The following is a 26,643-nucleotide window of genomic DNA, read 5'->3' as shown; positions in this document are numbered from 1 at the left end:
GGTCTAGTCTTTTTTCAGCATGGCTTTTAAGTTAGCCAGGCCCTGCTGGTTCTTCTGTTGCCGCTCTTCCTTGGATAACTGTTTTTTCTGATGTTCCCAGCTGAGATCGGCCTCAGGCAATTCATACAGGAATCGGCTGGGCTCGGGCTGGATGATTTCACCAAACTGGCGTCGCTCGCGGGTCAGGGTAAAAATCAGGTTACGTTGAGCCCGGGTGATCCCTACATAAGCCAGTCGGCGTTCTTCTTCGATATTATCCTCATCGATGCTGCTCTGGTGGGGCAACAAGCCTTCTTCCATACCCACCATAAACACATAGGGAAACTCCAGACCCTTGGAAGCATGTAAGGTCATCAGCTGTACCTGATTGGCTTCCTCGTCGTCTTCACCTTTTTCCATCATATCCCTGAGAATCAGGCGGTTAACCACTTCGGGCAGGGTCATGGGGGGATCCAGCTCATTGCCTTCCAACATACCGGTGATCCAGCCAAACAGGGTGCTGACGTTCTTCATCGCCATTTCAGCGGCCTTGGGGCTGGGACTGGTTTCGTACAGATATTCCTCGTAATGGCTGGCCTTGATGAGCTCACGTATGGCATCGCCGGTATCACCTCTGACCGCCCGGTCAGACAGCTCAACAATCCAACGGCTGAAGCCTTGCACGGCGGCCAGTGCCTTGCCGCTCATCACAGAGTGAAGCTGACTGTGGCAGGCTGCTTCAAACAGCGATACATGCAATTCATTGGCGAAATTGCCCAGCTTCTCCAACGTGGCGCGGCCAATGCCGCGGGTGGGAGTATTGATGATGCGCAGCAATGCATTGTCGTCGTCCTGATTCACCAGCAGCCTCAGATAGGCCATGACATCCTTTACTTCGGCACGGTCGAAAAACGAGGTGCCACCACTGATTTTGTAAGGGATACGGTTCTTCATCAGCACATTTTCAAACAGGCGCGACTGATGATTACCGCGATAGAGGATGGCATAGTCCTTGTACTGGGTGCGGTTCATAAATTTATGCGCCATTAACTCGGCCACCACCCGCTCGGCCTCGTGCTCTTCATTCTTGGCAAACAGCACCCGCAGTGGCTCACCGTACTCTAAATCCGAGAACAAAGATTTCTCAAATACATGGGGGTTATTCTGGATCAGAATATTGGCGCTATGCAGGATACGTCCTGAAGAACGATAGTTCTGTTCGAGCTTCACCACCTTCAGGCTGGGGTAATGCTCGCTCAACAGCACCAGATTTTGTGGCTTAGCCCCCCGCCAGGAATAGATGGACTGATCATCATCGCCCACCACGGTAAAACGGGCGCGCTCACCTACAAGCAACCGCACCAACTCATACTGACTGGTATTGGTATCCTGATACTCATCCACCAGCAGATAGCGGATGCGGCTCTGCCATTTCTGGCGGATCGTCTCGTTTTGCTTAAGCAACAGGGTGGGCAGCAGAATAAGGTCGTCGAAATCGAGCGCATTGTAGGCGCGCAAATGCTGTTGATAACGCAGATATACCTGGGCAAATTCCTGCTCACCGGTGGAACTGGCCTGCCTGACCAGCTGCTCCGGACGGATCAGGTCATTTTTCCAGTTCGAAATACAATTTTGTAGTAAGAATAGCTGTTCTTTATCCCCGTCCAGCGTGTCTTCGGTCAGATCCTTGAGCAGGTTAAAGCTGTCCTTGCTATCGAACAGGGAAAAGCCCGGCTTCAGGCCAATCGTCTTGTATTCAGATTTAATAATCTTCAAACCTAGGGTGTGAAAGGTGGAGACCTTCAGACCGCGGGCTTCTTTCTTTCCTAAGGTTTGAGCGACCCGTTCCTTCATCTCCCGGGCTGCCTTATTGGTGAAGGTTACCGCGGCGATATAGCGGGCCGGCATGTCGCACTCACGTACCAGATAGGCGATCTTATTGGTGATCACTCGGGTCTTACCGCTACCCGCACCCGCCAGTACCAGGCAGGGGCCGCTGATGTATTTTACCGCTTGATCCTGAGCCGGGTTGAGTTTCATGCGCGGCCCACCTCGAAGCTAATAACCTCTGTCAGGCTCCGGGCGTTCAGGGCTAGCATCACTAAACGATCGACGCCTAAGGCGACCCCTGAGCAATCCGGTAAACCCTGTGCCAGAGCCGCGAGGAAACGCTCATCGATGGGTTGTTCTGACTTGCCCAGTTGCTGGCGTAATGCATTGTCCTGCTCGAAGCGCCGGCGCTGTTCGTCGGCGTCGGTCAGTTCATGAAAACCGTTGGCCAGCTCGATACCTCGGTAATACACCTCGAAGCGCTCAGCCACCCTGTTGTCCTGAGAGTTCAAGCGGGCCAGGGCGGCCTGGCTGGCGGGAAACAGCTCCACCATGCAGGGCCGCTGGCGACCGATCTGTGGCTCGATCACGAAGCTGAATAAAAGCTGCAGCAGGGTATCTCTATGGTTTTCATCTTCGGCCGCATCGGCCAGGTTGTGCTCACGGGCCAACTGCTGCAACTCGTCGATGGTGGCACTAAGCGGGTCGCAGTCGAGATGGATTAAAAAAACCTGTTGATAACTGAGTACCTCTGCCGGTTTGGTATTCAACGATATCTGCAGCAACTCATCCACTTCGCTCATTAGTTGGCGGCGGTTAAAGCCCGGCCGGTACCATTCCAGTAACGTAAACTCCGGGTTGTGGTGACGGCCGACTTCCTCATTGCGAAACGCTTTACCCAACTGGTAAATAGGGCCACTACCGGCGGCCAATAGGCGCTTCATGGCAAACTCGGGGGAGGTCTGTAAATACAGCTGCTGACCGTCCGCTGCGCCGGGCCCGACAAAACGGGTGGCGAAGTTATCCAGGTGTGGGTCGGTGACAGTCCCCTGTGATAACAGCGGCGTTTCCACTTCCAGCACCTGGCGATCGGCAAAAAAGGCCCTAAGGGTCGCCATCAGGCTGGCGCGTGCTTTCAGAGTGTCTAAGCTGGCATTGGGCTGCCATTGGTTGTGGGTCATGGATGGTCGCTGGTTAGAGTCCGGAGCCAAAAACGCCCACCGAAGTGGGCGCCGTTCGTTGTGGAGGATCAGGCTACGCCTTATTTCTGAATCCGGCCCACGTATTCGCCGCTGCGGGTATCGACCTTGATCACCTCACCAATTTGCACAAATAAGGGCACACGTACTACCGCACCTGTTGTCAGGGTCGCGGGCTTACCACCGGTGCCCGCCGTGTCGCCCTTCAGGCCAGGATCGGTCTCGGTGATTTCCAGCTCGACAAAGTTTGGTGGTGTGACAGTGATCGGCGCGCCATTCCAAAGCGTCAGAGTACATACATCGTTTTCTACCAACCATTTAGCGGCATCACCAACGGCTTTTTCGTCGGCCTGGATTTGCTCAAAGGTCTCGTTATCCATAAAATGCCAAAACTCGCCGTCGCTGTAGAGATAGGCTAGGTCCATATCGACTACATCGGCGGCTTCGACGGTTTCACCGGACTTAAAGGTTTTTTCCAGGACTTTGCCGGAGATTAGCTTGCGTAGCTTCACCCGGTTAAACGCCTGGCCTTTGCCGGGTTTTACGTATTCGTTTTCCATGATGCTGCAGGGTTCCCCGTCCATCATGAACTTTAAACCGCCTTTAAATTCGTTGGTGCTGTATGTTGCCATGTTTTCCTCATAAAAATTAAGGCCACACAATTGGCGCAAATCATACCGAAAATTATCGATCCTGTAGAGAGGCACTGGCAAAAAGAATTGGCCAATTGCCTGACCGATCCGCTGGAGTTAGTGCGCTTGTTAGATTTGCCCGACAGCGACTTTACGGCTGACGCCTGCGCCCGAAAGCTATTTCCCCTGCGCGTGCCACGCCCTTTTGTGGCACGGATGAGAAAAGGCGATCCTGATGATCCCTTACTCAGACAGGTTCTGACTCTGCGTCAGGAGTTCGATGAGGTGCCTGGTTTTACGCAGGACCCATTGGATGAGCAGGATCCGGCCGCCCCGGGGTTGCTGCACAAATACCAAAGCCGGGTACTGATGATCGTGCGCGGTGGTTGTGCGGTAAATTGCCGCTACTGCTTTCGGCGTCATTTCCCCTACTCCGACAATACGCCGAATAAGGCTGGTTGGCAGCCTGCGCTGGATTATATCGCCGCGCGCCCGGCGATTGATGAGGTGATCTACTCGGGTGGTGATCCGCTGATGGCCAAAGACGACTTTCTGGCCTGGCTGACCCAGCGTATCGAGGCGATACCCCATGTCCGGCGCTTGCGCATTCACAGTCGTCTGCCGGTGGTCATTCCACAGAGGGTCAACGATGACATGCTCCACTGGTTTACCCAAACCCGTTTGACGCCGGTGATGGTGCTGCACATTAATCATGCTAATGAAGTCGATGAGGCTGTTAGTGCAGCGGTGCAGAGGCTGCGTCAGACGGGAGTGACAGTGCTCAACCAGGCGGTGTTACTAAAGGGAGTCAGCGACAGCGTCGAGTCTCAAGTCGCGTTGAACCGACGTTTGTTCGATACCGGTGTGATGCCCTATTACCTGCACGTACTGGATAAGGTAAAAGGGGCGGCGCATTTTGATGTGTCGGAGGCAGAGGCGAAGACTGTGATGGCCGGGGTGATCGCGAAACTACCGGGCTATATGGTGCCAAAACTGGTTAGAGAAATAGGCGACCAGCCCGGTAAAACGCCAGTGGATCTGGCGTTAATGCCTTAGGGTGTTTCATAGATATAAAACAGGCCCTGTATCAGGCGAAGGTGTCGATATTGCCACCAATAGATGCATTCGCAGAGCTGGGGGCGGGTTGAACCGCGGCAGCCTCAAGCAGTTGCAGGGCTTGTTGCCCCTCTTGCTCCTGCATGTCCTTGGCGAGTTTGGCCGAGCGTACTTCGCTAGAGAAGTCGGCAGAGGCCATTCCCGTGGTTGGGCTTTGTATCTGCATAGTGGCTCCTACACTTAGTTGTTACAATACACCAAAGCAGGCAGAATGCCCGCTTTCACTAAGGTATCGGCAAGGCTTTAAATAACTTTAGGCATAATGGCAAAAAATATGGAAACACTGATCGAGAAAATCCGGGAAAACATGCAAGTCATCTATCGTCGCGCGCTGGATGCCGACGATAAGCTGGCACAGCTGAATAAGCAGGGTAAAGGAAAATTCCAGCAGGTATTTGCCGATGACGCCGGTTTTGAGGCCAAAAGTAAGCGTTTTATGCCCTATGTGGAAGAGCTGGGTAAGGATGTGTTGGCACTGGAGCAGGTTGAAGATCAGCAACAGGCTGAGCAGCAACTGGCCAAGGTGGTCAGTAAAATGGAGCAGTTGTTCTCGACCTTGTCTCACTTTCAGGAAAGCCTCAAGTAATCCCCTGGCCTGTTGCTCTGCTACAGGCTGACTTTGGAAGGCTGGAACTTGAGTTTCTCACCGGCTGGCCCATACTTAACCTTAGTATCTTTGAGGTGAGATCATGGATATTCGGGTCAGTAATCAGCCTTCAACGCCAGTGGTTGAAGGTCAGCCAACCAGCAATAGCAGCCGGGCCCAGCAAATCAATCGGGTAACCGGTGGTGATAACGTTCAATTATCCTCCCAGGGATTGTCTTTGCAGCGTCAGGATGGTCGCGCCGATTTAGTGCGCGACACACAGAGCGCCGCGCCTGAAAGTGAGTCCCCGGCCGTGGGCAGCGCCTCGGTGAGGGTGTCGACCTCCGAAGGCCAAGCCACTCAGGCGAATAATCTCAGTGCCGATAAAGCCACCGAGCTGTATCAGTCGATTAAGCGAATGTTATAAAAAAGGCAAAGCCTAGGCTTTGCCTTCGAATCGCGTTGTATTGTGCTTCGCTTTAGCGGGTTCGTACGTCGTCTTTCAGGTGTTCGGCAAAGGTCTTATTAAACCAGCGGCGCAGCATGTTCTTTTCATATTTGAAATTATCGCTATCAAACAGCGGGTTTACCCTATCCTGAAAGCTCATGTCTTTAAGCTCTACACCCTGTTCTTCCATGACGACTTTGCCTTCAGCGTCTTTAAGCTGGTAATCGAAATCCATCCGCGGAATATCGATGCGCTTGATCATGCGTACGTCCGAGCTAGTATCCAACCCCACAAAGTGACCGGGCCACACCTGACCGGCCAAGTCCAGGTCGGTAATGGTCATTGACCAGTGGTAGCCTTCCGGCAAGTGAGCGGCCAGCGTTTCGGTCATATAATCTTCGAGCTGTTTCATCACCCGTTCGCGGAAGCGTTTGCGCGACTCATTAGCCGGGCGTATGTCGGTGAAGTCTTCCGGCTTGACCCAGTTAATTTCGGTTTTTGCCTGGGCAAAGGCTGCCCCGCTCAGTGTTATGGAAGCGGCGATTAAGCTGCTGAGTAATAGTCTGTTGTTCATGTTTCATACCCCCAAAGGTGGACTCTGTAGGTTTAAGTCTAATGGAGGCAACTGAATTGAGGCTGAATCTGAAGTGACAGAAAGAAAAGAGAGACGAGGCCGTCGACTGGCCTCGTCAACGGAGAGTTATTTCAACCAGGCGAACTGGTCTTCGGCTTTGCCGGACTGAATGGCCAGCAAGGCCTCACGGAGTTTCTGTGTATTTGGGCCGACTTCGCCGTTGCCCACTGGGTGGGTTTCGCCATGCAGGATAAACTGGCCTACACCGGACAGCATAGCAGCGGTGCCGGACAGAGCGGCTTCGCCGTGTTGGATCCACTCCAATAGTTCGTCTACGGTAAAATCTTTCTCGATGATCTCATAGCCCATGGAACGAGCCAGGTTGATAATGGAGTCGCGTGTAACGCCGTGCAGGAAGGAGGCATCCAATGGTTTGGTCATGATGCGGTTATCGTCGATCAAAAAGAAATTCGCCGCGCCGGTTTCCTGTACATCGCCGCCCGGGCAGAACAATACCTGATCGGCCTGGTTTTCTTTCTTAGCGCGCATGACATGACGCAGCGCGGAGGCGTAGTTACCACCGGTCTTGGCCTTACCGAACCCTGGGGTGCTCCGCATTTCCTGATCTTCAATGGCAATGGTCAGCCCCTTGGTGCTGCCACTGAAGTAGTCGCCCACTGGGGACACCAGTACATAGAATAGAGCTTCGCCCGATGGCGCACCCGCTGCGCCAATATTGGCTTCGGTGCCGATCAGGGTGGGTCTCAAATAAAGCGCGCCCGGCGGTTCTGGGATATCGGCCTTATTGGTTTCCACCACCTCCCGAATCATGCTTTCCAGCTCTTGCGGCGAGGGAATCGGCAGGTGCAACAGGGAAGCGCTTTGCGCCATGCGGGCAATATGACGGTCCAGACGGAAAATCTTCACCTCACCGTTGGCCATCTTAAATGCTTTCATACCCTCGAAGCAGGTGCTGGCGTAGTGCAGCACATGGGCCGCGGGATGCAGTTGCAATGGCGCCACATCGGTAATCTTTCCCGGGCTCCACTGACCGTCCTTGTACTCGGCAACAATCATCTTATCGCTAAAAACACTGCCAAAGGCGGCTTTTTTACTGGGGGTGGCTGAATTGCTCATATCAGGCCTCTGCTTCTTATTAATAATAGGGTTGGGTTCAGAGAATGCTCTATTCTACAAAAAAACCATGCCATAGGTGAGGCTTGATGCTTAAAAATAGCGCGAATCTGTGAAAAAGGGCACAACTCAGAGGAGTCGGTTATGGATACTGAGGTAAAGTCGGGGCACTCGCGTGAAGACGCGCGATTAGCCCCTCTGCGGGGCATTGTGCCACTTCCTTATAGCACATGGTTTGCTTTAAGAGCGCCCCGGTATTACCAAACCTGGTAAGCAGTGCTTATTCTGCTTCCCGCTGAATCGCACGCCAGGCAATATCCTTGCGGTAGAACACATCGTCCCACTGGATCTGGCTGGTCAACTCGTAGGCTGCTTTCTGGGCCTGAGTGACGCTTTGGCCCAGAGCCGTAGCGCATAATACCCGACCACCGCTTGTAAGCACTTGCTCACCTTCCAATTTAGTCCCTGCATGGAAGACTTTACGATCATCCAGAGTGTTGGTATCCAGTCCGCTAACGGCATCGCCCTTACGGTAGCTGCCCGGATAGCCGCCAGCAGCCAGCACAACGCCCACGGCGGCACGCTGATCAAATTCGATAGTCGTTTGATCCAGCTTGCCAGCAAGAGCTTGCTGACACAGTTCGACTAAGTCCGACTGCAGACGCATCATAATTGGCTGGGTTTCGGGATCGCCGAAACGGCAGTTATATTCGATCACCTTCGGTGTGCCGTCGGGCATAATCATCAGCCCGGCATATAAGAAGCCCACATACGGGTGATCTTCTTCGGCCATACCGTTCACCGTAGGCATGATCACTTCATCCATAATGCGCTGGTGTACATCGGCGGTCACAACAGGTGCGGGTGAGTATGCGCCCATACCTCCGGTGTTGGGGCCTTGGTCGCCGTCGTGAGCGCGCTTATGATCCTGGCTGGTGGCGAAGGGTAAGACGTTCTTACCGTCTACCATCACTATAAAGCTGGCTTCTTCGCCATCCAGGAATTCTTCAATGACGACTCGGCTGCCAGCGTCGCCGAAGGCATTGCCTGCCAGCATGTCGCGAATGGCGTCTTCGGCCTGAGCCAGTTCGGTGGCGACGATAACGCCTTTACCGGCGGCCAGACCATCGGCCTTGATCACAATAGGTGCGCCTTTCTCTCGCACATAGGCGATGGCGGGGTCGATCTCGGTAAAGGTCTGATACTCGGCGGTCGGGATCTGGTGGCGGGCCAGGAAGTCCTTGGTAAAGGCCTTGGAGCCTTCCAACTGAGCCGCCCCCTTTGAAGGCCCGAAAATCGCCAGATCTTCAGCCTGAAAACGGTCTACTACGCCTTCAACCAGCGGTGCTTCCGGGCCGACGATGGTCAGCTCGATAGCATTATCCCTGGCAAAGGCTAAGAGACCCTCGATATCTTCGGCGCCAATGGCGACGTTCTCAAGCTTAGGCTCGATGGCCGTACCGGCGTTGCCCGGTGCCACAAAAACCGTTTCCACATTGGCTGACTGAGCGGCCTTCCAGGCCAGTGCATGTTCGCGGCCACCGCCGCCGATCACTAATACCTTCATTTTCGTCTCCTGTGATTAGTGGCGGAAATGACGCATACCGGTGAAGACCATGGTCATGCCATGCTCGTCGGCGGCCTTGATGACTTCTTCGTCTCGCATGGAGCCGCCCGGCTGAATCACAGCTTTGATGCCTGCCTCGGCGGCGGCGTCGATACCATCGCGGAATGGGAAGAAGGCGTCGGAGGCCATCACAGAACCTGCCACTTCCAGGTTCTCGTCGTCGGCCTTAATACCCGCAATTTTTGCCGAATAGACCCGGCTCATCTGACCGGCGCCGATGCCGATGGTCATGCCGTCCTTTCCGTAAACAATCGCATTGGACTTGACGTACTTAGCTACCTTCCAGGTAAAAAGCAGATCGCGCAGCTCTTCTTCTGTGGGCTGGCGCTTGGAGACCACTTTGAGGTCATCCAGTTCCACCATGCCAAAGTCGCGGTCCTGAACCAGCAGGCCGCCATTGACGCGCTTGTAGTCATAGCCTTCGGTTAACTGACCCTGCCAGTAGCCGCACTCTAGCAGTCGTACATTCTTCTTGGCTTCTACCGCCTGCCTGGCTTCGTCGGATACCTCAGGGGCGATGATCACTTCCACAAACTGACGATCGACAATGGCCTGAGCGGTTTTGCCGTCCAGCATTTGGTTAAAGGCAATGATGCCACCAAAGGCCGAGGTGGGGTCGGTTTTAAAGGCCCGGTCATAGGCATCGAGAATGGTGTTGCCAGTAGCGACACCACACGGGTTGGCGTGTTTGACGATGACACAGGCCGGTTCGTCAAACTCTTTGACGCATTCCAGCGCCGCATCGGTATCGGCGATGTTATTAAAGCTCAGCGCCTTGCCTTGTAACTGTTTGGCGGTGGCGACGGACGCCTCCTGAATGTCGTTTTCTACGTAGAACGCCGCCGATTGATGGCTGTTCTCACCGTAACGCAGATCTTGCTTCTTAATAAACTGATTGTTCAGGGTACGAGGGAAAGCAGATTCGTCTGCCTGCTCGTCAGACTGGTCGCCGTAATCTGTTGCCATGATTCCGAAGTGATTAGCGATCATGCCATCGTACTGGGCTGTATGCTCGAAAGCGGCGATGGCGAGATCGAAGCGCGTTTCATAGCTTAAGTGGCCGCCGCGTTGCTGTAGTTCATCCAGAATGCGGGCGTAATCCGCGGCATTGACCACAATGGTGACATCCTTGTGGTTCTTAGCTGCGGCGCGAACCATGGTCGGGCCACCAATGTCGATGTTTTCAATGGCATCTTCTAAGGTGCAGTCTTCTTTAGCCACGGTGTTGGCGAAGGGATAGAGATTCACCACCACCATATCGATGGGCTGAATCTGGTGTTTTTCCATTACCTCATCGTCCTGACCGCGACGACCCAGGATACCGCCATGAACCTTAGGGTGCAGAGTTTTGACCCGGCCGTCCATGATCTCGGGGTGACCGGTGTAGTCAGACACCTCAGTGACGTTCAGGCCGTTTTCGGCCAGAAGCTTGGCTGTGCCGCCGGTGGACAGAAGTTCAACATCCATGGCTGCCAGGGCCTGGGCGAATTCAACGATGCCGGTTTTATCGGAAACGCTTAACAGAGCGCGACGAATGGGTTGTGCTGGTTCCATCTGTGGTCCTCAGAAATGGGAAATCGTGCTTACATATGGGTGTTGTAACAAAAAGAGCACCCGCAGGTGCTCTTTAACATAGTCTATCGGCTTAGTTCATGCCGTATTGCTTGAGCTTCTTGCGCAGCGTACCGCGGTTGATGCCCATCATCAGGGAAGCGCGGGTCTGGTTACCGCGGGTAAAAGTCATGATCTCTTCCAACAGTGGCGCTTCCACTTCAGCCAGTACCATCTCATAAAGATTGTCGATATTGGTGTCCTCCAACTGCTTCAGGTACTTGTTGACCGCCTGCTTGACGGAGTCACGCAGCGGCTTTTGAGCCTGAGTTTGTGCAGAAGTGGTTACCGTGGTTGTAAATGGAGAAGTCACGTTTTGATCGAACATAATTCTTGCTTGCTCTTTAGTTAGTGATACTCGGCAACTGTTGCAGCTTAGGCCGCTGCCACAGTCAGCTTGTCAAAATAACGATTCAGGGCATCCAGCTGCTCACTGGCGTCCTCAATCCCGTTAAATTCTCGGCGGAAATGACGCTCATCGTCATGCTCTGCCAGATACCAGCCCACATGTTTACGGGCAATGCGGGCGCCCAGATAGGCGCCGTAAAACTGATGGACGTTGACCACATGTTCCAATAATGTCTGGCGTACCTCATCCAGTGACGGTGGCGCTAACTGTTCACCGTGCATCAGATAATGTTGGATCTCGCGAAAAATCCATGGGCGCCCTTGAGCGCCGCGGCCCACCATCAAGGCGTCGGCGCCGGTATAATCCAGAACCGCCTTGGCCTTCTCAGGTGAGGTAATATCGCCATTAGCCACTACCGGAATGGACACCGCGGCCTTGATAGCCTTTATGGTGTCGTACTCGGCCTCGCCCTTGTACATACAAGCGCGGGTCCGGCCATGTACCGCCAGAGATTGAATGCCGTTTTGCTCGGCGATGCGAGCAATCGTCACCCCATTGCGGTTGTCCGGATCCCAGCCTGTTCGGATCTTTAAGGTGACGGGAACGTCCACGGCCCGCACCACAGCGCAGATAATGTCCTCAACCAGCTCCGGGAATTGCAGCAGAGCCGAACCGGCCAGCTTTTTATTCACCTTCTTCGCCGGGCAGCCCATATTAATATCGATAATCTGGGCGCCGTTCTGAACATTGAACTCGGCCGCTTGGGCCATCAAATCCGGGTCGGCACCGGCGATTTGTACCGAGCGTAAACCGGATTCTCCACTGTGATCCATTCGCTGACGCGATTTGTCGCTGCGCCAGACTTTTGGGTTGGATGACAACATCTCCGACACCACCAATCCAGCACCCATGCGTTTGCAGAGCTGCCGAAAGGGACGGTCGGTCACGCCTGCCATCGGTGCCAGCATCAAATTGTTATCAAGTTGATAGGGACCGATCTGCATAGCGTTGTTGTGCAAAAATTACTCAACCCGTTCAAAAGGGCGCTAAGTTTACGGTTTTTTGTCGGCCTTGAAAAGGCTAGAAATTAAACAAAAATGGGGTTTTTTTTGCTCTTTAGGCTTGACAGCGGCCTTTGAGGCCGCCGTTGACAGAAGGTGTCATAAAAATGTAAACAGCCTGTTGAAAGGCTACTTCTTAAAGCCTGATACCATCGCCCAGTCACCCTCTGTTTGCACGGGCTCAAGAATAAAGTCCCGGGCATACAGTTGTTCGATTTCTTCGGCCTGTTCCACCAGAATCCCCGATAATGCAAGCACGCCGACCGGATGGCAGTAGTCGGTGATCACCGACTGTAACTCTCTCAGGGGGCCGGCCAGTATGTTGGCCACTACTACATCGGCTTCAAACTGTGGTTGGTTTTCGGGCAAATAAAGCTCAATCTGGTCACCGACACCATTGCGCTCGGCATTGGCCTGGCTGGCTTCCAGAGCTTGAGGGTCGATATCGATGCCAATAACCCGCTTAGCCCCCAGCTTTAAGGCGGCTATGCCTAAGATGCCGGAGCCACAGCCAAAATCCACCACGGTCTTGTCCGTGAGATCCAGGCTATCCAGCCAACGCAGGCACAGTGCGGTTGTCGGGTGAGTTCCAGTACCGAAAGCGACCCCAGGGTCGAGCATAACGTTGACCGCATCCGGATCGGGGATGTCTCGCCAACTGGGACAAATCCACAGGCGTTTACCAAACTGGATGGGATGAAAGTTATCCATCCACTCCCGTTCCCAGTCTTTGTCTTCCAGGGGGTTGAGTGTGTAGGCTAAAGGCTGCTGTTGGCCAAAATCATTTTGCAGCGCAGCGATGACGATATCGGTGTCGTCTTCGGCGTCGAATAAGCCGATTACCTCGGTATTGGGCCAGTAATGCACCTCGCCCGGTTTAGGCTCGTAAACCGGGGTGTCTTTGGCGTCCACAAAGGTGACGGCCTGTGCTCCCAACTCAGACAGACTGTCGCCGATGGCTTCGGCCCGGTCTTGTTCGGTACGGATGGTCAGTTGAATCCAGGACATAGTATTTACAGACAAATAATTGATAAATGCGAGTATAGGGGCTGGATTTCTGAATTCACAGCCCGAATAATGGTGGATACGAATATTGACGCTGAATTGGGGAAGCACATGCTGAGATGGGCATTTTTGATGATGGCTGTGTGTGTCACTAATAAAGCTCATGCTCAAATAGAGCTATTGCTCGCGGTGGGCTGGACTAAGCCGCCTTATGTCATCCAGCACAATGGTAGTGGCTTTGAAATGGACTTTATTAAAGCGGTTATGGCCGATGCGGGCTATAGCGTCAAACCTGTGTACGTGCCCTTCGGACGTTCTTCGCAAATTCTGTTCGACGGTGAAGTGGATGGCGCATTTACTCAGAGTCATAACATCGCCAGTGTCGCTCCCTTGCTGTCCGAACCCTATATTAGTTATCAGAATGTGGCTATCACCTTGTCTGACGCAGATATTGAGCTGGGCTCTGTGGATGAGCTTCGCGAGTATTCGGTGGTGGCCTTCCAACGGGCGGAGGATATTCTGGGGGAGGCCTACGCTGACGCCATTAACCAGAGCCCGGTTTATACTGAGCTGGCCAATCAGGAGCAACAGGTGCAGATGCTGTTAGAGGGGCGCATGGACGTGGCCATCATGGACGTGAATATTTTCAATTACCTGGCTAAGAAGTGGTTATTGAAGCCGCTTAACGAGGTGGACGTGCATTATCTGTTTCCGGCGACGTCTTACGCCATGGGACTGAAAGATGGAAAGGTGCGTGAGGCGTTCAACCGGGCGTTAGAGAGATTTAAGGCTTCGGAGCGTTATCGACAGCTCATTCAGCAGTATCAGTTTATCCAACCTGGTGGCCCACAGCCCAAACAAAACAGGCTGTGGGACTTCGGACTCTAGTCAATAAAGGCGCGAATGTCTTTCACCAGGGCTTCAAGAGAAGGCTGGTGGATGTACATCATATGGCCGGCCTCATAGTACTTCATGGTCACCCGGTCTAAGTCGATACCATAGTGGTTCATGGAGTGTTCGGTGGCAAAGAAGGGCGTGGCCAGGTCATAGTAGCCATTGGCGACGAATACCCGAAAGTCTTTGTTCTGACGCATGCCGGTAGCAATAAAAGGGGCTACATTGATAAAGCCTTGCGCACGCGGGCTGTTGCCGTATAGCCAGTTCCAGTTGGAAAAAACTTCGCCGCTGAGAATTTGGTATTCCTGTTCGCGCTCAACATTCAACGTGGTGCCCATATACTGATTGATGGCAGCCGTATAGGCGCCATCGATGGCGTAAGACGAAGGATCCGCTTCAAAGCGGGTAGAGACTTTGTCAGCATCTTCGCCTAAGTAGCGGCTGTCCAAACGACCAACCACCTTACCCTGATCACGCAGCAACTCTTTCATAAAGTAGAATTCGTTAATGCGCAGGTCAGCCTGTTCAATATATTGCTTGTCCAGACCGGTGTATTGATGCAACTTTTCCAGCACTTGCTTCGTCTCCTGGTCCGAGGCCAGCGAACCTTTCATCAGAACACTGGTGTACTGGCTCAGGGCGAAGTCTCTGACATCCGTTAGGAAGGCTTCCATAGACGACCACTGGTCCTTATTGGGCACCTTGTCGTGATACCAGGCTGTGGCGGCGTAGGTAGGCAGGAAAGTGACGAAGGGCACATCATTACCTGGAGTGAAGTCACCGGCCTGAAAATCCAGTATCGAAGAGATCAGCAGTACACCGTTGAGATCCACCGAACCCCAGCCTTCCTGAAGTTCCTTGACCAAGGCCCCTGCACGGGTGGTGCCGTAGCTCTCACCGGCCAGATACTTGGGTGAGTTCCAGCGGTTATGCTGACTGATGTAGCGTTTGATGAACTGCGCGAGAGACTCAGCATCCTCTTTAACGCCCCAGAACTCCTTGCCTTTATGCTCACCAAGCGGGCGTGAGAAACCGGTGCCAACAGGGTCGATAAACACCATATCGGTCTGATCCAGCAGGCTCAGCGGATTTTCCACCATTTGCCAGGGGGCAGCACCGACGCGTTCGGCGTCGCTGGGCAACTTAACCCGCTTGGGGCCGAAGATGCCCATATGCAGCCATACCGACGAGGAACCGGGACCGCCATTAAAAACGAACATCAGCGGTCGGTTCGAATCCTCGGTGTCGGTGCGGGTATAGGCGATGCTGAAGATACTGGCGGTGGGTTTGCCTTGATCGTCTTTTAAATAGGTGTCTCCTGCGGCCACCTGATAACGAATATCCTCGTCGTGAAATTCGCCTCGATGCTCGGTAATTGACATCTGAGGCTCGGGGATGGGAGTGGCGGGCTTCTGGTCTTCGGCCCATACCGGTTGACTGAAGGCCAACATTAGCACGGGCAACAGGCGTTTCAGTTGCATAGCGTGTTCCTTAATTATTATCTGTCGTTAAGCCTTTGACAGGGTAGCAGTTATCAGCAGATTGCGGGGGGTTACTTGCCGCTCACAAAAGGCACTTAACGCAACCTCATAACCGGATTCCACCAGGAACTGACAGCGGTCCAGCACCAGGTAATATTCCAGCGCACGGCGGTATAGGTGCTGTACCAACTCCATGCGCTCTAGCTGGAGGTAACGTTCCCGGACAGTCTGGGCCAACATTTCAAGCTCCTTCTCATTCGGCGAGGGGAGCGACTTTTTCTCCGCAGCCCACTGGCAAAAACCTAATGACCCCTTCTTGATAATGGCGTCAGGAGCTGAAGGCACCGGCAAATAGGAGTCTGCACCGCGGGTCTGACGCTGCCAGAGATCGAACAGGATACGGCTGAACTTTTCCTGTTCCCGCTTTCGGCTCTCCCGGGCGCCGGCGGTGACGGTTTCCTGGACGGCCAGCCTAAGGTCGGCGCGACCAAGCGGGAATGGGCGTTGCTTTGCCAGCTGACTCAGAGTCTGGTACTGATGCTGCGAGATAAGATGGTAGCAGCAGGGACTCAGGCTGATGGCCGGAATCTGCGCACCGGCCCCCTGATGCAGCAAGGTGATATGTAAGTCGCCACAAGCATGCAATGCAACGGCATGGGTCTTTCGAGTAAGAAAAGGAGCGGTGTTATCCTTTAAGACATTACAATGGATAAAGTGCTGATCGATGGAATCCCGTTGCGCCTGCTGCTGACCTGACTGACACAATCTGGCCTGCCATTCCACCGATCGCACCGGACGCTGGTGTTGCCAGCCGAGAAGGCGACCCAGGTGACCCTTGCCCGCGCACCACTCTAGAAACTCACTTCCACCCGGGGTGACTTGCTGTGAAAAGGCGACAACCTGTTGCCATTTCCGGCCCTTAACACCGGTACTGAGCCAAAACGGATAATCCTGACTTGGCTGACGGGGCTTGGTGAGAAGATGCTCAGGGAGTTCGGGCAGCGGCGGCAGCAATGGAGCCAGAGTGTCCTGAGCCTCTTGGGGCTTGGCTTTAAGCTCCTGAAGCTGGGATTCATTCAGGGCGTTCAGGGCTTCAGTCAGTTCGGGATTATCGGCCCACCACGGAAACGCGTTCTGTTCAAAGGGCACAAACTGCCAGTAGCCGCGGCTATCGGCGAGATCCTGTTGAAGCTGTTGCAGAGGCTGAGAGAACATTATTGCCAGTGTGAATAAAAGGGCTAGCTTAGCAGGCGTCGGGGGGAAAGAACCAGAGGACATAAGGGACCTGAAATACCATTAAGCAGACCCTGTGCGGCAGGGATGCCCCCAGGAACGGGTTGTCGACGTGTCTGCGTATGGTCTTTCAGGTGCCTCAAGAATAACTAGCACCCCTTTTTTGCAGAGGTGCTCAGGCTATCAGTTAATCCCTAACTTTTTCTCCAGATAGTGGATATTGGTCCCACCGTTTCTGAAGTTTTCATCGGCCATAATGGACTTCTGCAATGGCACATTGGTTTTGATGCCATCAATGACGATCTCATCCAGTGCATTGCGCATCCGGGCAATAGCCACATCCCGGGTTTCGCCATAGGTGATCAGCTTGCCGATCATGGAGTCGTAATTCGGCGGTACCGAATAACCCGAGTAGATGTGCGAATCCCAGCGCACTCCCAAGCCACCCGGAGGATGGAACATGGTAATTTTGCCCGGCGAAGGCACGAAGCGTTCGGGATCTTCGGCGTTAATACGACATTCAATGGCATGGCCGCGGATTTGAATATCCGATTGCTCAATGCCCAACGGCTGACCGGCGGCGATACGCAACTGTTCCTTGATCAGATCCACACCGGTAATCATCTCTGATACCGGATGTTCGACCTGAATCCGGGTATTCATCTCGATAAAGTAGAAGTCGCCATTCTCGTACAGGAACTCAAAGGTGCCCGCGCCGCGATACCCAATTTCGATACAGGCTCGGCGGCAGCGTTCACCAATCTTATCACGCAGATCCTGAGTAATCCCTGGTGCGGGTGCTTCTTCCACCACCTTCTGATGACGACGTTGCATTGAGCAGTCGCGCTCGCCCAGATGAATGGCATTACCCTGGCCGTCGGCCAGTACCTGGATTTCTACATGGCGAGGGTTCTCCAGAAACTTCTCCATGTAGACCATATCGTTACCGAACGCTGCCCCAGCCTCATTTTTGGTCATGGCAACGGCGTTCGCCAGCTCGGCCTCGCTACGTACCACTCGCATGCCTCGGCCACCACCACCACCGGCGGCTTTGACGATAATAGGGTAGCCTATACGCTTGGCGATGGCCTTATTACGTTCGCTATCGTCGGTCAAAGGGCCGTCAGAACCGGGTACACAAGGTACCCCTGCCTTCTTCATGGCGGTGATAGCAGAAACCTTGTCCCCCATCAAACGGATGGTGTCCGCCTTCGGACCGATAAACTCGAAGCCGCTTTTTTCTACTTGTTCGGCGAAGTCGGCATTTTCGGACAAGAAGCCGTATCCGGGATGAATGGCGACTGAGTTGGTCACTTCAGCTGCCGCAATAATGGCCGGAATGTTCAGGTAGCTTTCTGTGGCCGGGGCGCGACCAATACAAATGGATTCATCCGCTAACAATACGTGTTTTAAATCTTTGTCCGCAGTGGAGTGTACGGCCACGGTCTTGATGCCTAATTCTTTACAGGCACGCAAAACACGTAGTGCGATCTCCCCACGGTTGGCAATCAGTACTTTATCCAACATAGACAGGCTCGCTTACTCAATCACAAATAGCGGCTGGTCAAACTCTACCGGCTCTTCATTTTCCACCAGAATCTGCTTCACCACACCGGCTTTATCGGCCTCGATTTGGTTCATCATCTTCATGGCTTCCACGATGCACAATGTGTCACCTACATTGACCTTAGACCCCACCTCGACAAAAGCGGCGGCGGAGGGAGAAGAGGCTCGGTAGAAGGTGCCGACCATGGGCGAGCGAACCAAGTGTCCGGCAATCTCATCCTTAGCCGCTTCGGTGGGAACGTCCGCCGCAGGAGCTGGAGCAGCAGGTGCCGGTGCTGGTGCGGGCATCTGAGGTGGCAGCGAATAATGCATGGGGGCGGCCGCTTGATTCTGGCTGTTGCGGTTAATACGAACCGACTCTTCACCTTCGGTGATTTCCAGCTCCGCGATGCCGGACTCTTCCACCAGTTCGATCAGCTTCTTAATTTTGCGAATATCCATGGTCTGTCTCTCTATTGTATTTTTAGTTGTCAGGTTGCTGGCAGTCTTCAATGGCTGCCTGTAACGCAAATGAATAACCTTTGGCTCCGAAGCCACATACGACACCCTGAGCAATATCCGATAAATAGGAATGCTGCCGGAAAGGTTCCCGTGCATGGATGTTGGACAGGTGCACCTCATAAAAAGGAATAGCGACACTGAGCAGGGCGTCTCTGAGTGCTACGCTGGTATGAGTAAAAGCTCCGGGATTGAATATGATGCGGTCTACCTGGCCTGCGGCCTGATGAATCGCCTCTATTAATTCGTGTTCGGCGTTCGACTGTTTAGCCGTCAGGTTGACACCGTCCCGAGTCGCCTGCTGTTGCAACTCGGTGACAATCTGATCCAGCGTTTTGTGGCCGTATATGCCGGGCTCTCGTTGTCCCAGCATATTCAGGTTAGGTCCATTTAATAGTAAAAAATTCACGAAAAAGCGTCTATCTGTAGGGAAAACTAATTTAATGGCTATTTATAGCATCTTCTCTGGCTGATGCCAGTCAATGATGGTGAAAAAATAGCCAGTCGCCGAAAATCAGCCACCATTATAGAGAGAATGAGGAAAATCGCAGCAAATTACTGGTCTAATCACCGACGTTATCGACAAAGATAACCGGGTATGAAAAAAAAGTAAGCCGTTACCGCTATTGCAGCGGTAACTGACTCAGATGCTCGGCAAAGGGCTCGGCCCGCATGAAGCCGGTGATCCGGCCGGTGGTGACCTCCTGACCCTCGGCGGTGAAGAACAATATGGTGGGCAGACCCAGCACGGCAAAGTGCTCCTGAAACTGGATGTTTTCGGGGCTGTTGTCGGTCAGATCGATCTGCATCAATACCGTATTGCTAAGCCTTTGCTGTACCTTCGGGTCAGGGAAGGTGTATTTTTCAAACTCTTTGCAGGCGACACACCAGTCGGCATAGAGATCCAACATCACCGACTTGCCGTCGGCATTGGCCGCCTTCAGTTTATGCTCAAAGTCGCTAAGGTTTTCCACTGGCACAAATTGCACCGGATGACTGGCCTGTGTGGTGGATGTATCCGGTTGCCCGCCTGATAGCTGGGTTTGGGTGAGCTGCTGATATCCATACAAGGCACTGGTAAACAGGCCGAGGAAGACTAGCAGGCTGCGCACGCCCTTCCAGAACGTTGCTGTGGTGGTTTGGTTAATCACCTGCCAGTAGCTAAAGGCGGTCAAACCGAGAATGGACCAGCCCAGTGCGGTCCATTGATTATCCCATAACCGTTCGATGAATATCATGGCCACCGCCAGCATCATAAAGCCAAAGCTGACCTTAATGACATTCATCCAGGCTCCGGCTTTTGGCAGTAATTTACCACCGGTAAGACCAAACAGTATTAGCGGAATACCCATACCCATACTCAGGGCATAGAGAGCGCTGAAGCCCAATACCAGATCACCGCTTTGGGCCACAAACAGTAAAATACCGGTAAGGGGTGCGGTGGTGCAGGGCGAGGCGATCAGGCCGGACAGGGCACCCATTACGAAGACACCCCAGCTCTTACCGCCCTCCTGGCGCTGACTTAACTGAGAGAGTTTGGCCTGCCAGCTTGCGGGCAATTGTAAATTCCAGCTGCCGAACATGGCCAGACCCAGGGCCACAAAGAGAGTGGTGAAAGTAATGAGTATGGCCGGGTGTTGTAGGGCTGCCTGAAATTGCATTCCCGCCGAGGCCACCACTAAACCCAGCAGTGAGTAGGTAATGGCCATGCCCTGCACATAGATAAAACTGAGCTGAAAGGCTTTAGCACTGCGCATCACCTTACCCTGGCCGAGAATGATACCGGACAATATGGGGTACATCGGAAACACGCAGGGAGTAAAGGCGAGACCAATGCCAAGGACAACAAAAAGGGCCAGCGTCAAAGCCAGATTTTGATCGCCGGACAACAGGTCAGCCAGCTCAAACTGGCTGGATACCGGACTGTCTCCGGTCTGACCTTTCTGATTCGCCAGACCGGTGACTTCATCCAGATACAGGGTCTTGGTGGTGGGGGGGTAGCACAATCCCGCATCAGCACAGCCCTGATAGCGAATCTTGACTTGTGCTTCGGCGTCCGCCTGTTTTATTGGGTAATCCAGACTTACCGCTTGATAGAACACTTCGGAAACACCGAAATACTCGTCTTCAATCGTTTCCGCCGGAGGAAACTGAGGCTCACCGAATTTAGCCCCATCGGCGGCGATGGCGAAGCGCTTCTTATACAGGTAATAGCCTTCGGCAATCTGCCAGCTGACGGTGAGACGATCGCCCTGCTGCTCAAAGTCGAACTGGAAGGCCTGGTCGACCGGCAGAAATTCTTGCTGTTGTTGACCAAGGATTTTATCAATACCAGCCTGACCATAAGCCGCCAAGCTGGCAGTCAGCAGTAATAACAGGCTGATGCGCATTAGAATTTTTGAGTACAACGTTTTATCCACTCCAAATAGCTGTCACTGCCACCGGCAGCGTCCAATATCAACCACTCTGGTTCATCATAAGGGTGTAAGCTGATCACAAGCTTAAAAAGCTCATCCAATGATGTCCGACTGGTTTTCAGTACCATCTGAACTTCGCTGTCGTTTTGTACCTCACCGTCCCAGAAGTACAGGGATTCCAGTCCCGGGATGATATTAACGCAGGCGGCATGGCCTTGCTTGACCGCTTCACCGGCAATAAGGCGAGCCGAGTCTTTATCGGGACAGGTGCACAGGACAACACAAATATCAGACATGGGCTAGAGACCTCTATAACATGGTTTTGCTTTCACCATCAGTGAGATATGGCAATGAGCATGTTGATTCGCCATAGTTTGTAACATGGTTACACTTGCAAATGCCATGACTCACCCCAAACTGTGACACTTTAGATTATTAACGGCCTCATGCGTCGCAGGAGTAAATCTTGGGTAAGTTATTTTTATTGTTCGCCATTATGCCGATCATCGAAATTGCCGTCTTGATCGAAGTGGGCGAGCAGATCGGGGGCTGGAATACGGTAGGGCTGGTGATTCTGAGTGCTATTGTCGGTGCCTATCTGGTGCGGCAACAGGGCATGATGACCGCCCTTCAGGCGCGCCAGAAGATGCAGTTGGGTCAGCTACCCGGCCAGGAAATGGTTGAAGGTCTGATGCTGGTGGTGGCGGGTGTTTTATTGGTGACTCCCGGCTTCGTCACCGACATCTTTGGTCTGGCCTTAACGTTGCCCATGATCCGGCCCACTATTGCCAAGGCCGTGTTAAAGCACATGCAGGTGCATGTGGTCAATCAGGCTCAAAATGGTGGCTTTTCGGCCCATTATCATTATCAGCGACGTGACCAGCATCAGAACAATGATGTGTTTGAAGGCGATTATGAGGTCAAGTCCGAGGATAAGGACGATGACCGGCCCAGACTGGACCGGTAAATCCACCCGATAAAGACGGTTACTGAGCGTTTGAACAACTTACCGGGCGCAAGCTCAGTATCCCGCAGCAGGGTTACAAAGTAGGCTTATCGGCCGAGATTTGCATTTCGCTTAAATCCTGAAACAGGTTTTGTGACTGACCCAGGCGCCGTTTGTAAATCTGCCGGTAGGCCAGCACGGCTTTGACATAATTGCGGGTTTCCCGATAGGGGATGGTCTCGATCCACACGTCCAGCGGCACATCGTCTTCGGGCAGCCACTGTTTTACCCGACTCCAGCCGGCGTTATACGCCGCCGTAGCCAGCACAGGGTTGTTCTGCATCTTGTCCATTAAGTAGCGAAGGTAACGAGCGCCAAAGTCTGCATTACTCACTGGATCGTACAGGGTGCGGCCCGATATCCGCTGTTTCGCGAGGTATCGGGCGGTGCTGGGCAACAATTGCATCAAGCCCCGTGCCCCTGCCCCTGAGTGGGCATCGGGCATAAAGGAGCTCTCCCTGCGAGCGATGGCAAAAGCCCAGGCCGGGTCCACCTGATATTTAGTGGCACTGGCAACCAGTTCGCCTTCATATGCTAGTGGGAAGCGTCGTTGCACATCGTCCAGGTAGCCTAAACGGGAAAAGGCAAATATGGCCTGGTCGTGCCAACCCCAGCGGTCCGCTAACACTGCTGCAGTGAGCGCCTGCTCCCGGGTCAGCTTTTGTTGCAATGACCACCATTCGCGACGGGCTTCGGTATAACGTTCCAGCTCCAGCCACTCTCTGGCTCGCTCGGCTTCCGGGAGACTGGCGATCATTGCGACCTGTTGCTCGCTGACCGCCAGAGGTACGTTGGCCAGTGATGGAGAGCGGGCAATTTTGCCGCTGGCCATAAAACCGTAGTAATGGCGCACACTGGATAGGGTATCGAACTGTTCAAACGCACTTTTTTTGTCATTCAGGTGCTCCAGACTGCGGCCAAGCCAATACTGGCTGGAGTAGTCTTGCTCCAACTGTCGCGGCGCGGTTGAGATTACATTCACCACTTCCTGCCAATGATTGTCACGTAGCACTTCGGTCAGGTGCCAGCGGAATACGTCCGGGTCATATTGCTCTCGGTTGGCGTGCTCCAGCCAAAACCGGGCCTTCGGATGATTTTCTACCGCCAGCGCCAAGGCAAAATTACGCGAAACCTCGCGCAGCTGCCCGGGACTGAAGTTAAACCGTTCGCGGGCACGCGCCCAGCTGCGCAGGGCCAAATCGGGCTGACGCCATATGAGGCGGCGGTGCCCATAGGTGATAATGTCACTGGCCTGCTCGCTCGGCAGTCGCTGAAAGTGGTCGAGGCGGGTGACATGGGCTGGGTCCCGACGGGTATGCTGCCATGCATCGGCTAGCGGGAAGTAACTCTTGGGCAACAGGGAGCGCAAGTAAGGAATAAGCGTGTGGTCGCCGCCATCAGCGGCCATTACTAAGCGTTGATAGACCAGTGTATCGCTGCGGTGACCATCCTGTTGCCAGCGTTTAAACACCGGGTCGCAGGACTCCGGTTGGGACTCGCCGTGCAGCCAGAGTTCATCCACTTGCTGATACCAGTCCGGCGACAGCGCTTCCCTGCTCTGCGCCACGAAATGCAGGAAATGGCATTGCAGTTCGGTCTGCCCCAGAGCCCGATAAAAACGGCGAAATGCACGGTTGTGTCCGTGTTTGGCCAGATAGTAAAGCCATTTTTCCCGCAATGGGTCGGCCAGGGGGGTGTTATCAAAGCGGGCCAGAAACTGCTGGATCTCGTCGGTTTTATCCAGCGACAGGTTTGCCATTAAGGCCCGTTGCTGCAGATAGGGCCTGAGCGGATATCCTTCAAGCTTGTGATAAAGCGACTGAAATTCGTCGCTGTTGGGGTAATACACCCAGGGCTCAGCGTCTTCAAACCATTGCCGCTGTTGCTCAAGCGTGCCGGATTGGGCCGAGACGCAGCAGACGCTTAGCATTGCAGTAAACAGCAGTGTGAGAGCTCGGGTGCGATCCATACAACGAATACTGAATCAGGGGGTCAGAATATTACCTTAATGCATCGTACCGTGGTTGCAAGCGTGGGTTGTGGGTTTTCCTTATACGAGCGCATTAAAAATAATCATACAAAAACTTTAAACGATTGTTTGAATTTGTATTGAAATTTTACATCTGATCTACAAGAATTGACTCAGCTTAAATAGGTCTCACTCCTCGGATGAGTTTCCACGTTCTTATTCGAAGCGGTTTAGAGGAGTGTTCTGTATCCATCCTGGCGATAGCCGAAGGAGAACAACATGATATATGAAGGCAAAAGCCTGTCCGCCTCCCTGCTGGACGGCGGCATTGCAGACGTCGTCTTTAACGCCGGCGGCTCAGTAAATAAATTTGATCAGCAAACGGTGTCAGAGTTGAACGAGCTGTGTGCTGCGCTGGAGAGCGCCGATGGCGTCAAGGGCGCAGTGGTGCGCTCGGAAAAGGGGGCCTTTATCGTTGGTGCCGACATCACCGAATTCAACGATGTTTTCTCACAGCCTGAAGATAAGATCTTAGACTGGGTAGGTAAGACCTCCCGGGTGTTTGATCGTTTCGAAGACTTGCCTTTCCCCACTATCGCGGCCGTTAACGGCTTCGCGTTGGGCGGCGGATGTGAAATGACCCTGGCCTGTGATCTGCGTGTGGCTGATGAAACAGCACGTATTGGTCTGCCAGAGGTTAAACTGGGTTTGATGCCTGGTTTCGGCGGCACAGTGCGTCTGCCGCGTCTTATCGGTGCCGATAATGCGCTGGAGTGGATGACCACGGGTAAAGACCAAAAGCCGCAAGCGGCATTAAATGTGGGCGCCGTCGACGCCGTTGTCGCACCTGAGAAACTAAAAGATGCTGCTCTGGCTATGTTGCAGGATGCTATCGACGGAAAACTGGACTGGCAGGCACGTCGGGCGCAGAAAAATGCGCCACTGTCCCTGAATCAGAATGAAGCGATGATGAGTTTCTCCACCGCCCAGGCCATGGTGGCCGCCAAAGCGGGCAAACACTATCCGGCGCCTCACCTGATGGTAGAAACAGTTCAAAAGGCCGCTGGTTTGGACCGTGACGGCGCGCTCAAGCTGGAAAATGAAGGCTTTGTTAAACTGGCGCTGACGGACGCTGCTACCGCGCAGATTGGCATCTTTATGGCCGATCAACTGGTTAAGAGTAAGGGTAAGAAGCAGGCCAAAGCGGCCAGCAAAGACATCAAGCAGGCCGCGGTTCTGGGCGCGGGTATTATGGGTGGAGGTATCGCCTATCAGTCGGCCGTGAAAGGCACTCATACCATTATGAAGGACATCAACCAGGATGCCTTGGATCTGGGGCTTAATGAGGCCGCTAAGATCCTGAACAAAGGGATGGAGAAGGGTAAGGTTGATGCCAAGACCATGGCTGCCACGTTAAATCATATCTTGCCGACGCTGGACTATAACGCCATCAAGGATGCGGACATCGTGGTGGAAGCCGTGGTGGAAAATCCCAAGGTTAAGGCTTCGGTACTGAAAGAGACCGAGCAAGTAGTGAGTGACGACACCATCATTACCTCCAACACCTCCACTATCTCTATTAACCAGCTGGCTGAGAGTCTGGATAAACCTGAGCGTTTCTGTGGTATGCACTTTTTTAACCCTGTGCACCGCATGCCGCTGGTGGAAATCATTCGTGGTGAGAAAACCTCCGATGACACAGTTAATGCCGTGGTGGCTTATGCCCTGAAGATGGGCAAGACGCCGATTGTGGTCAATGATTGTGCTGGCTTCCTGGTTAATCGTGTGCTGTTCCCGTATTTCGGTGGCTTCAGTAAGCTACTGCTGGACGGTGCTGATTTTACCGCCGTCGATAAAGTCATGGAGAAAGTGTTTGGTTGGCCGATGGGACCGGCCTACCTGTTGGACGTGGTGGGTATCGATACGGCCGACCATGCCGCTGAGGTGATGGCAGAAGGCTTCCCAGAACGCATGGCGAGAATTGCGAACGATCCGGTACAAAGCATGTATAAAGCCGAACGCTTCGGTCAGAAAAACGGTAAAGGTTTTTATAACTACGGTACCGACAAGCGTGGTCGGCCTACCAAAGAAGCCGCTGAGGAGGCCTATCAACTTCTTGGAGCCGACACGAAAGAGTTCGATACCGACGAGATTATTGCGCGTCTGATGATCCCGATGGCCAATGAAGCCATCCGTTGTCTTGAAGAAGACATTGTGGGAACCGCTGCCGAAGCCGACATGGCTCTGTTATACGGTCTGGGCTTCCCACCATTCCGTGGCGGTGTCTTCCGTTACATTGAAACTCTGGGTCTGGAGAACTTTGTCAAACTGGCTGACAAATACGCCCACCTTGGGCCCATGTATCAAGTTACAGAAGGCGTACGCGAAATGGCCGCCGCCGGTAAATCTTACTTCGCAAGCTAAC

General features: G+C 53.5%; 25 protein-coding genes. 6 read left to right on the top strand and 19 right to left on the bottom strand.

Annotated features, from left to right (window positions below):
* Positions 1-3: 3 nt before the first annotated feature.
* From rep to efp, 3 genes are all read right to left on the bottom strand, one after another.
* On the bottom strand, positions 4-2,019 hold the full coding sequence (gene rep, locus HMF8227_RS14235) for a DNA helicase Rep (RefSeq protein WP_109340819.1): 2,016 nt from the start codon (positions 2,017-2,019) through the stop codon (positions 4-6).
* Positions 2,016-2,990 (bottom strand): elongation factor P--(R)-beta-lysine ligase, encoded by a 975-nt coding sequence (gene epmA, locus HMF8227_RS14230; RefSeq protein WP_109340818.1) that lies wholly within the window; start codon positions 2,988-2,990, stop codon positions 2,016-2,018. The genes rep and epmA overlap by 4 nt, the downstream gene beginning before the upstream one ends.
* An 80-nt stretch (positions 2,991-3,070) precedes the next feature.
* Positions 3,071-3,640, bottom strand: coding sequence for an elongation factor P (efp, locus tag HMF8227_RS14225; protein WP_109340817.1), 570 nt, complete (start codon positions 3,638-3,640; stop codon positions 3,071-3,073).
* 30 nt (positions 3,641-3,670) lie between these two features.
* On the opposite strand from efp, the gene epmB reads away from it, so the two are divergent.
* Entirely contained in the window at positions 3,671-4,696 is a 1,026-nt protein-coding gene (epmB, locus tag HMF8227_RS14220; protein WP_109340816.1) for an EF-P beta-lysylation protein EpmB, read from the top strand.
* 31 nt (positions 4,697-4,727) lie between these two features.
* Here the strand turns inward: epmB and HMF8227_RS14215 are convergent, their stop codons facing one another.
* On the bottom strand, positions 4,728-4,922 hold the full coding sequence (locus HMF8227_RS14215; protein WP_109340815.1) for a hypothetical protein: 195 nt from the start codon (positions 4,920-4,922) through the stop codon (positions 4,728-4,730).
* A 108-nt stretch (positions 4,923-5,030) separates the two neighbouring features.
* On the opposite strand from HMF8227_RS14215, the gene HMF8227_RS14210 reads away from it, so the two are divergent.
* On the top strand, positions 5,031-5,342 hold the full coding sequence (locus HMF8227_RS14210) for a hypothetical protein (protein WP_109340814.1): 312 nt from the start codon (positions 5,031-5,033) through the stop codon (positions 5,340-5,342).
* Between the two features lie 103 nt (positions 5,343-5,445).
* Positions 5,446-5,769: a hypothetical protein gene (locus tag HMF8227_RS14205; protein WP_109340813.1), complete on the top strand. Its 324-nt coding sequence runs from the start codon at positions 5,446-5,448 to the stop codon at positions 5,767-5,769.
* Positions 5,770-5,821: 52 nt separating this feature from the next.
* On the opposite strand, the gene HMF8227_RS14200 is transcribed toward HMF8227_RS14205, so the two are convergent.
* The 7 genes from HMF8227_RS14200 to prmA all read right to left on the bottom strand — a co-directional run bounded on the left by HMF8227_RS14200 (position 5,822) and on the right by prmA (position 13,154).
* Entirely contained in the window at positions 5,822-6,364 is a 543-nt protein-coding gene (locus HMF8227_RS14200; protein ID WP_109340812.1) for a DUF3016 domain-containing protein, read from the bottom strand.
* 126 nt (positions 6,365-6,490) lie between these two features.
* The gene (locus HMF8227_RS14195; protein WP_275425519.1) at positions 6,491-7,525 is read right to left on the bottom strand and encodes a branched-chain amino acid aminotransferase; all 1,035 of its coding nucleotides are present in this window, start codon (positions 7,523-7,525) and stop codon (positions 6,491-6,493) included.
* A 253-nt stretch (positions 7,526-7,778) separates the two neighbouring features.
* Positions 7,779-9,065, bottom strand: coding sequence for a phosphoribosylamine--glycine ligase (gene purD, locus HMF8227_RS14190; protein WP_109340810.1), 1,287 nt, complete (start codon positions 9,063-9,065; stop codon positions 7,779-7,781).
* A 15-nt stretch (positions 9,066-9,080) separates the two neighbouring features.
* On the bottom strand, positions 9,081-10,679 hold the full coding sequence (gene purH / locus HMF8227_RS14185) for a bifunctional phosphoribosylaminoimidazolecarboxamide formyltransferase/IMP cyclohydrolase (protein ID WP_109340809.1): 1,599 nt from the start codon (positions 10,677-10,679) through the stop codon (positions 9,081-9,083).
* Between the two features lie 91 nt (positions 10,680-10,770).
* A complete protein-coding gene (gene fis / locus HMF8227_RS14180) occupies positions 10,771-11,064 on the bottom strand; it encodes a DNA-binding transcriptional regulator Fis (RefSeq protein ID WP_109340808.1) in 294 nt (97 codons plus the stop codon).
* A 47-nt stretch (positions 11,065-11,111) separates the two neighbouring features.
* Entirely contained in the window at positions 11,112-12,089 is a 978-nt protein-coding gene (gene dusB, locus HMF8227_RS14175) for a tRNA dihydrouridine synthase DusB (RefSeq protein WP_109340807.1), read from the bottom strand.
* Positions 12,090-12,275: 186 nt separating this feature from the next.
* A complete protein-coding gene (gene prmA / locus HMF8227_RS14170) occupies positions 12,276-13,154 on the bottom strand; it encodes a 50S ribosomal protein L11 methyltransferase (protein ID WP_109340806.1) in 879 nt (292 codons plus the stop codon).
* A gap of 108 nt (positions 13,155-13,262) precedes the next feature.
* Here prmA and HMF8227_RS14165 point away from each other — a divergent pair, with 108 nt between their 5' ends.
* On the top strand, positions 13,263-14,039 hold the full coding sequence (locus tag HMF8227_RS14165; protein WP_162558618.1) for a substrate-binding periplasmic protein: 777 nt from the start codon (positions 13,263-13,265) through the stop codon (positions 14,037-14,039).
* Here the strand turns inward: HMF8227_RS14165 and HMF8227_RS14160 are convergent.
* The 7 genes from HMF8227_RS14160 to cutA all read right to left on the bottom strand — a co-directional run bounded on the left by HMF8227_RS14160 (position 14,036) and on the right by cutA (position 21,539).
* Positions 14,036-15,529 carry a S10 family peptidase gene (locus tag HMF8227_RS14160; RefSeq protein WP_109340804.1) on the bottom strand — a complete coding sequence of 498 codons (1,494 nt, stop codon included), beginning with the start codon at positions 15,527-15,529 and terminating at the stop codon, positions 14,036-14,038. The two genes, HMF8227_RS14165 and HMF8227_RS14160, sit on opposite strands and share 4 nt — an antisense overlap.
* 27 nt (positions 15,530-15,556) lie before the next feature.
* Positions 15,557-16,744, bottom strand: a complete 1,188-nt coding sequence (locus HMF8227_RS14155) for a methyltransferase (protein ID WP_162558617.1) — start codon at positions 16,742-16,744, stop codon at positions 15,557-15,559.
* A 201-nt stretch (positions 16,745-16,945) separates the two neighbouring features.
* On the bottom strand, positions 16,946-18,289 hold the full coding sequence (gene accC / locus HMF8227_RS14150; RefSeq protein WP_109340802.1) for an acetyl-CoA carboxylase biotin carboxylase subunit: 1,344 nt from the start codon (positions 18,287-18,289) through the stop codon (positions 16,946-16,948).
* Positions 18,290-18,301: 12 nt separating this feature from the next.
* Positions 18,302-18,769 carry an acetyl-CoA carboxylase biotin carboxyl carrier protein gene (gene accB, locus HMF8227_RS14145; RefSeq protein WP_109340801.1) on the bottom strand — a complete coding sequence of 156 codons (468 nt, stop codon included), beginning with the start codon at positions 18,767-18,769 and terminating at the stop codon, positions 18,302-18,304.
* Between the two features lie 22 nt (positions 18,770-18,791).
* A complete protein-coding gene (gene aroQ, locus HMF8227_RS14140) occupies positions 18,792-19,235 on the bottom strand; it encodes a type II 3-dehydroquinate dehydratase (protein WP_109340800.1) in 444 nt (147 codons plus the stop codon).
* Between the two features lie 214 nt (positions 19,236-19,449).
* On the bottom strand, positions 19,450-21,216 hold the full coding sequence (locus HMF8227_RS14135) for a protein-disulfide reductase DsbD (RefSeq protein WP_109340799.1): 1,767 nt from the start codon (positions 21,214-21,216) through the stop codon (positions 19,450-19,452).
* A complete protein-coding gene (cutA, locus tag HMF8227_RS14130) occupies positions 21,216-21,539 on the bottom strand; it encodes a divalent-cation tolerance protein CutA (protein ID WP_109340798.1) in 324 nt (107 codons plus the stop codon). The genes HMF8227_RS14135 and cutA overlap by 1 nt, the downstream gene beginning before the upstream one ends.
* Positions 21,540-21,709: 170 nt before the next feature.
* On the opposite strand from cutA, the gene HMF8227_RS14125 reads away from it, so the two are divergent.
* Positions 21,710-22,210 carry an FxsA family protein gene (locus tag HMF8227_RS14125; protein ID WP_109340797.1) on the top strand — a complete coding sequence of 167 codons (501 nt, stop codon included), beginning with the start codon at positions 21,710-21,712 and terminating at the stop codon, positions 22,208-22,210.
* Between the two features lie 73 nt (positions 22,211-22,283).
* On the opposite strand, the gene HMF8227_RS14120 is transcribed toward HMF8227_RS14125, so the two are convergent.
* A complete protein-coding gene (locus HMF8227_RS14120) occupies positions 22,284-24,218 on the bottom strand; it encodes a lytic transglycosylase domain-containing protein (RefSeq protein ID WP_239421320.1) in 1,935 nt (644 codons plus the stop codon).
* A 279-nt stretch (positions 24,219-24,497) separates the two neighbouring features.
* Here HMF8227_RS14120 and fadB point away from each other — a divergent pair, with 279 nt between their 5' ends.
* Positions 24,498-26,642: a fatty acid oxidation complex subunit alpha FadB gene (gene fadB, locus HMF8227_RS14115; RefSeq protein ID WP_109340796.1), complete on the top strand. Its 2,145-nt coding sequence runs from the start codon at positions 24,498-24,500 to the stop codon at positions 26,640-26,642.
* Position 26,643: the final 1 nt, after the last annotated feature.

Origin of the sequence: Saliniradius amylolyticus (assembly GCF_003143555.1) — a bacterium.
Lineage (GTDB): Bacteria > Pseudomonadota > Gammaproteobacteria > Enterobacterales > Alteromonadaceae > Saliniradius > Saliniradius amylolyticus.
Note: the sequence above shows the minus strand (reverse complement) of the source record. Positions and strands in the feature narration are given on the sequence as shown.

Bases quoted from the DNA above. Each gene is read 5' to 3' on its own strand.
- rep (WP_109340819.1), bottom strand. From the start codon at position 2,019: ATGAAACTCAACCCGGCTCAGGATCAAGCGGTAAAATACATCAGCGGC.
- epmA (WP_109340818.1), bottom strand. From the start codon at position 2,990: ATGACCCACAACCAATGGCAGCCCAATGCCAGCTTAGACACTCTGAAA.
- efp (WP_109340817.1), bottom strand. From the start codon at position 3,640: ATGGCAACATACAGCACCAACGAATTTAAAGGCGGTTTAAAGTTCATG.
- HMF8227_RS14215 (WP_109340815.1), bottom strand. From the start codon at position 4,922: ATGCAGATACAAAGCCCAACCACGGGAATGGCCTCTGCCGACTTCTCT.
- HMF8227_RS14210 (WP_109340814.1), top strand. From the start codon at position 5,031: ATGGAAACACTGATCGAGAAAATCCGGGAAAACATGCAAGTCATCTAT.
- HMF8227_RS14205 (WP_109340813.1), top strand. From the start codon at position 5,446: ATGGATATTCGGGTCAGTAATCAGCCTTCAACGCCAGTGGTTGAAGGT.
- HMF8227_RS14200 (WP_109340812.1), bottom strand. From the start codon at position 6,364: ATGAACAACAGACTATTACTCAGCAGCTTAATCGCCGCTTCCATAACA.
- purD (WP_109340810.1), bottom strand. From the start codon at position 9,065: ATGAAGGTATTAGTGATCGGCGGCGGTGGCCGCGAACATGCACTGGCC.
- purH (WP_109340809.1), bottom strand. From the start codon at position 10,679: ATGGAACCAGCACAACCCATTCGTCGCGCTCTGTTAAGCGTTTCCGAT.
- fis (WP_109340808.1), bottom strand. From the start codon at position 11,064: ATGTTCGATCAAAACGTGACTTCTCCATTTACAACCACGGTAACCACT.
- dusB (WP_109340807.1), bottom strand. From the start codon at position 12,089: ATGCAGATCGGTCCCTATCAACTTGATAACAATTTGATGCTGGCACCG.
- prmA (WP_109340806.1), bottom strand. From the start codon at position 13,154: ATGTCCTGGATTCAACTGACCATCCGTACCGAACAAGACCGGGCCGAA.
- HMF8227_RS14165 (WP_162558618.1), top strand. From the start codon at position 13,263: ATGCTGAGATGGGCATTTTTGATGATGGCTGTGTGTGTCACTAATAAA.
- HMF8227_RS14160 (WP_109340804.1), bottom strand. From the start codon at position 15,529: ATGCAACTGAAACGCCTGTTGCCCGTGCTAATGTTGGCCTTCAGTCAA.
- HMF8227_RS14155 (WP_162558617.1), bottom strand. From the start codon at position 16,744: ATGTTCTCTCAGCCTCTGCAACAGCTTCAACAGGATCTCGCCGATAGC.
- accC (WP_109340802.1), bottom strand. From the start codon at position 18,289: ATGTTGGATAAAGTACTGATTGCCAACCGTGGGGAGATCGCACTACGT.
- accB (WP_109340801.1), bottom strand. From the start codon at position 18,769: ATGGATATTCGCAAAATTAAGAAGCTGATCGAACTGGTGGAAGAGTCC.
- HMF8227_RS14135 (WP_109340799.1), bottom strand. From the start codon at position 21,216: ATGCGCATCAGCCTGTTATTACTGCTGACTGCCAGCTTGGCGGCTTAT.
- cutA (WP_109340798.1), bottom strand. From the start codon at position 21,539: ATGTCTGATATTTGTGTTGTCCTGTGCACCTGTCCCGATAAAGACTCG.
- HMF8227_RS14120 (WP_239421320.1), bottom strand. From the start codon at position 24,218: ATGGATCGCACCCGAGCTCTCACACTGCTGTTTACTGCAATGCTAAGC.
- fadB (WP_109340796.1), top strand. From the start codon at position 24,498: ATGATATATGAAGGCAAAAGCCTGTCCGCCTCCCTGCTGGACGGCGGC.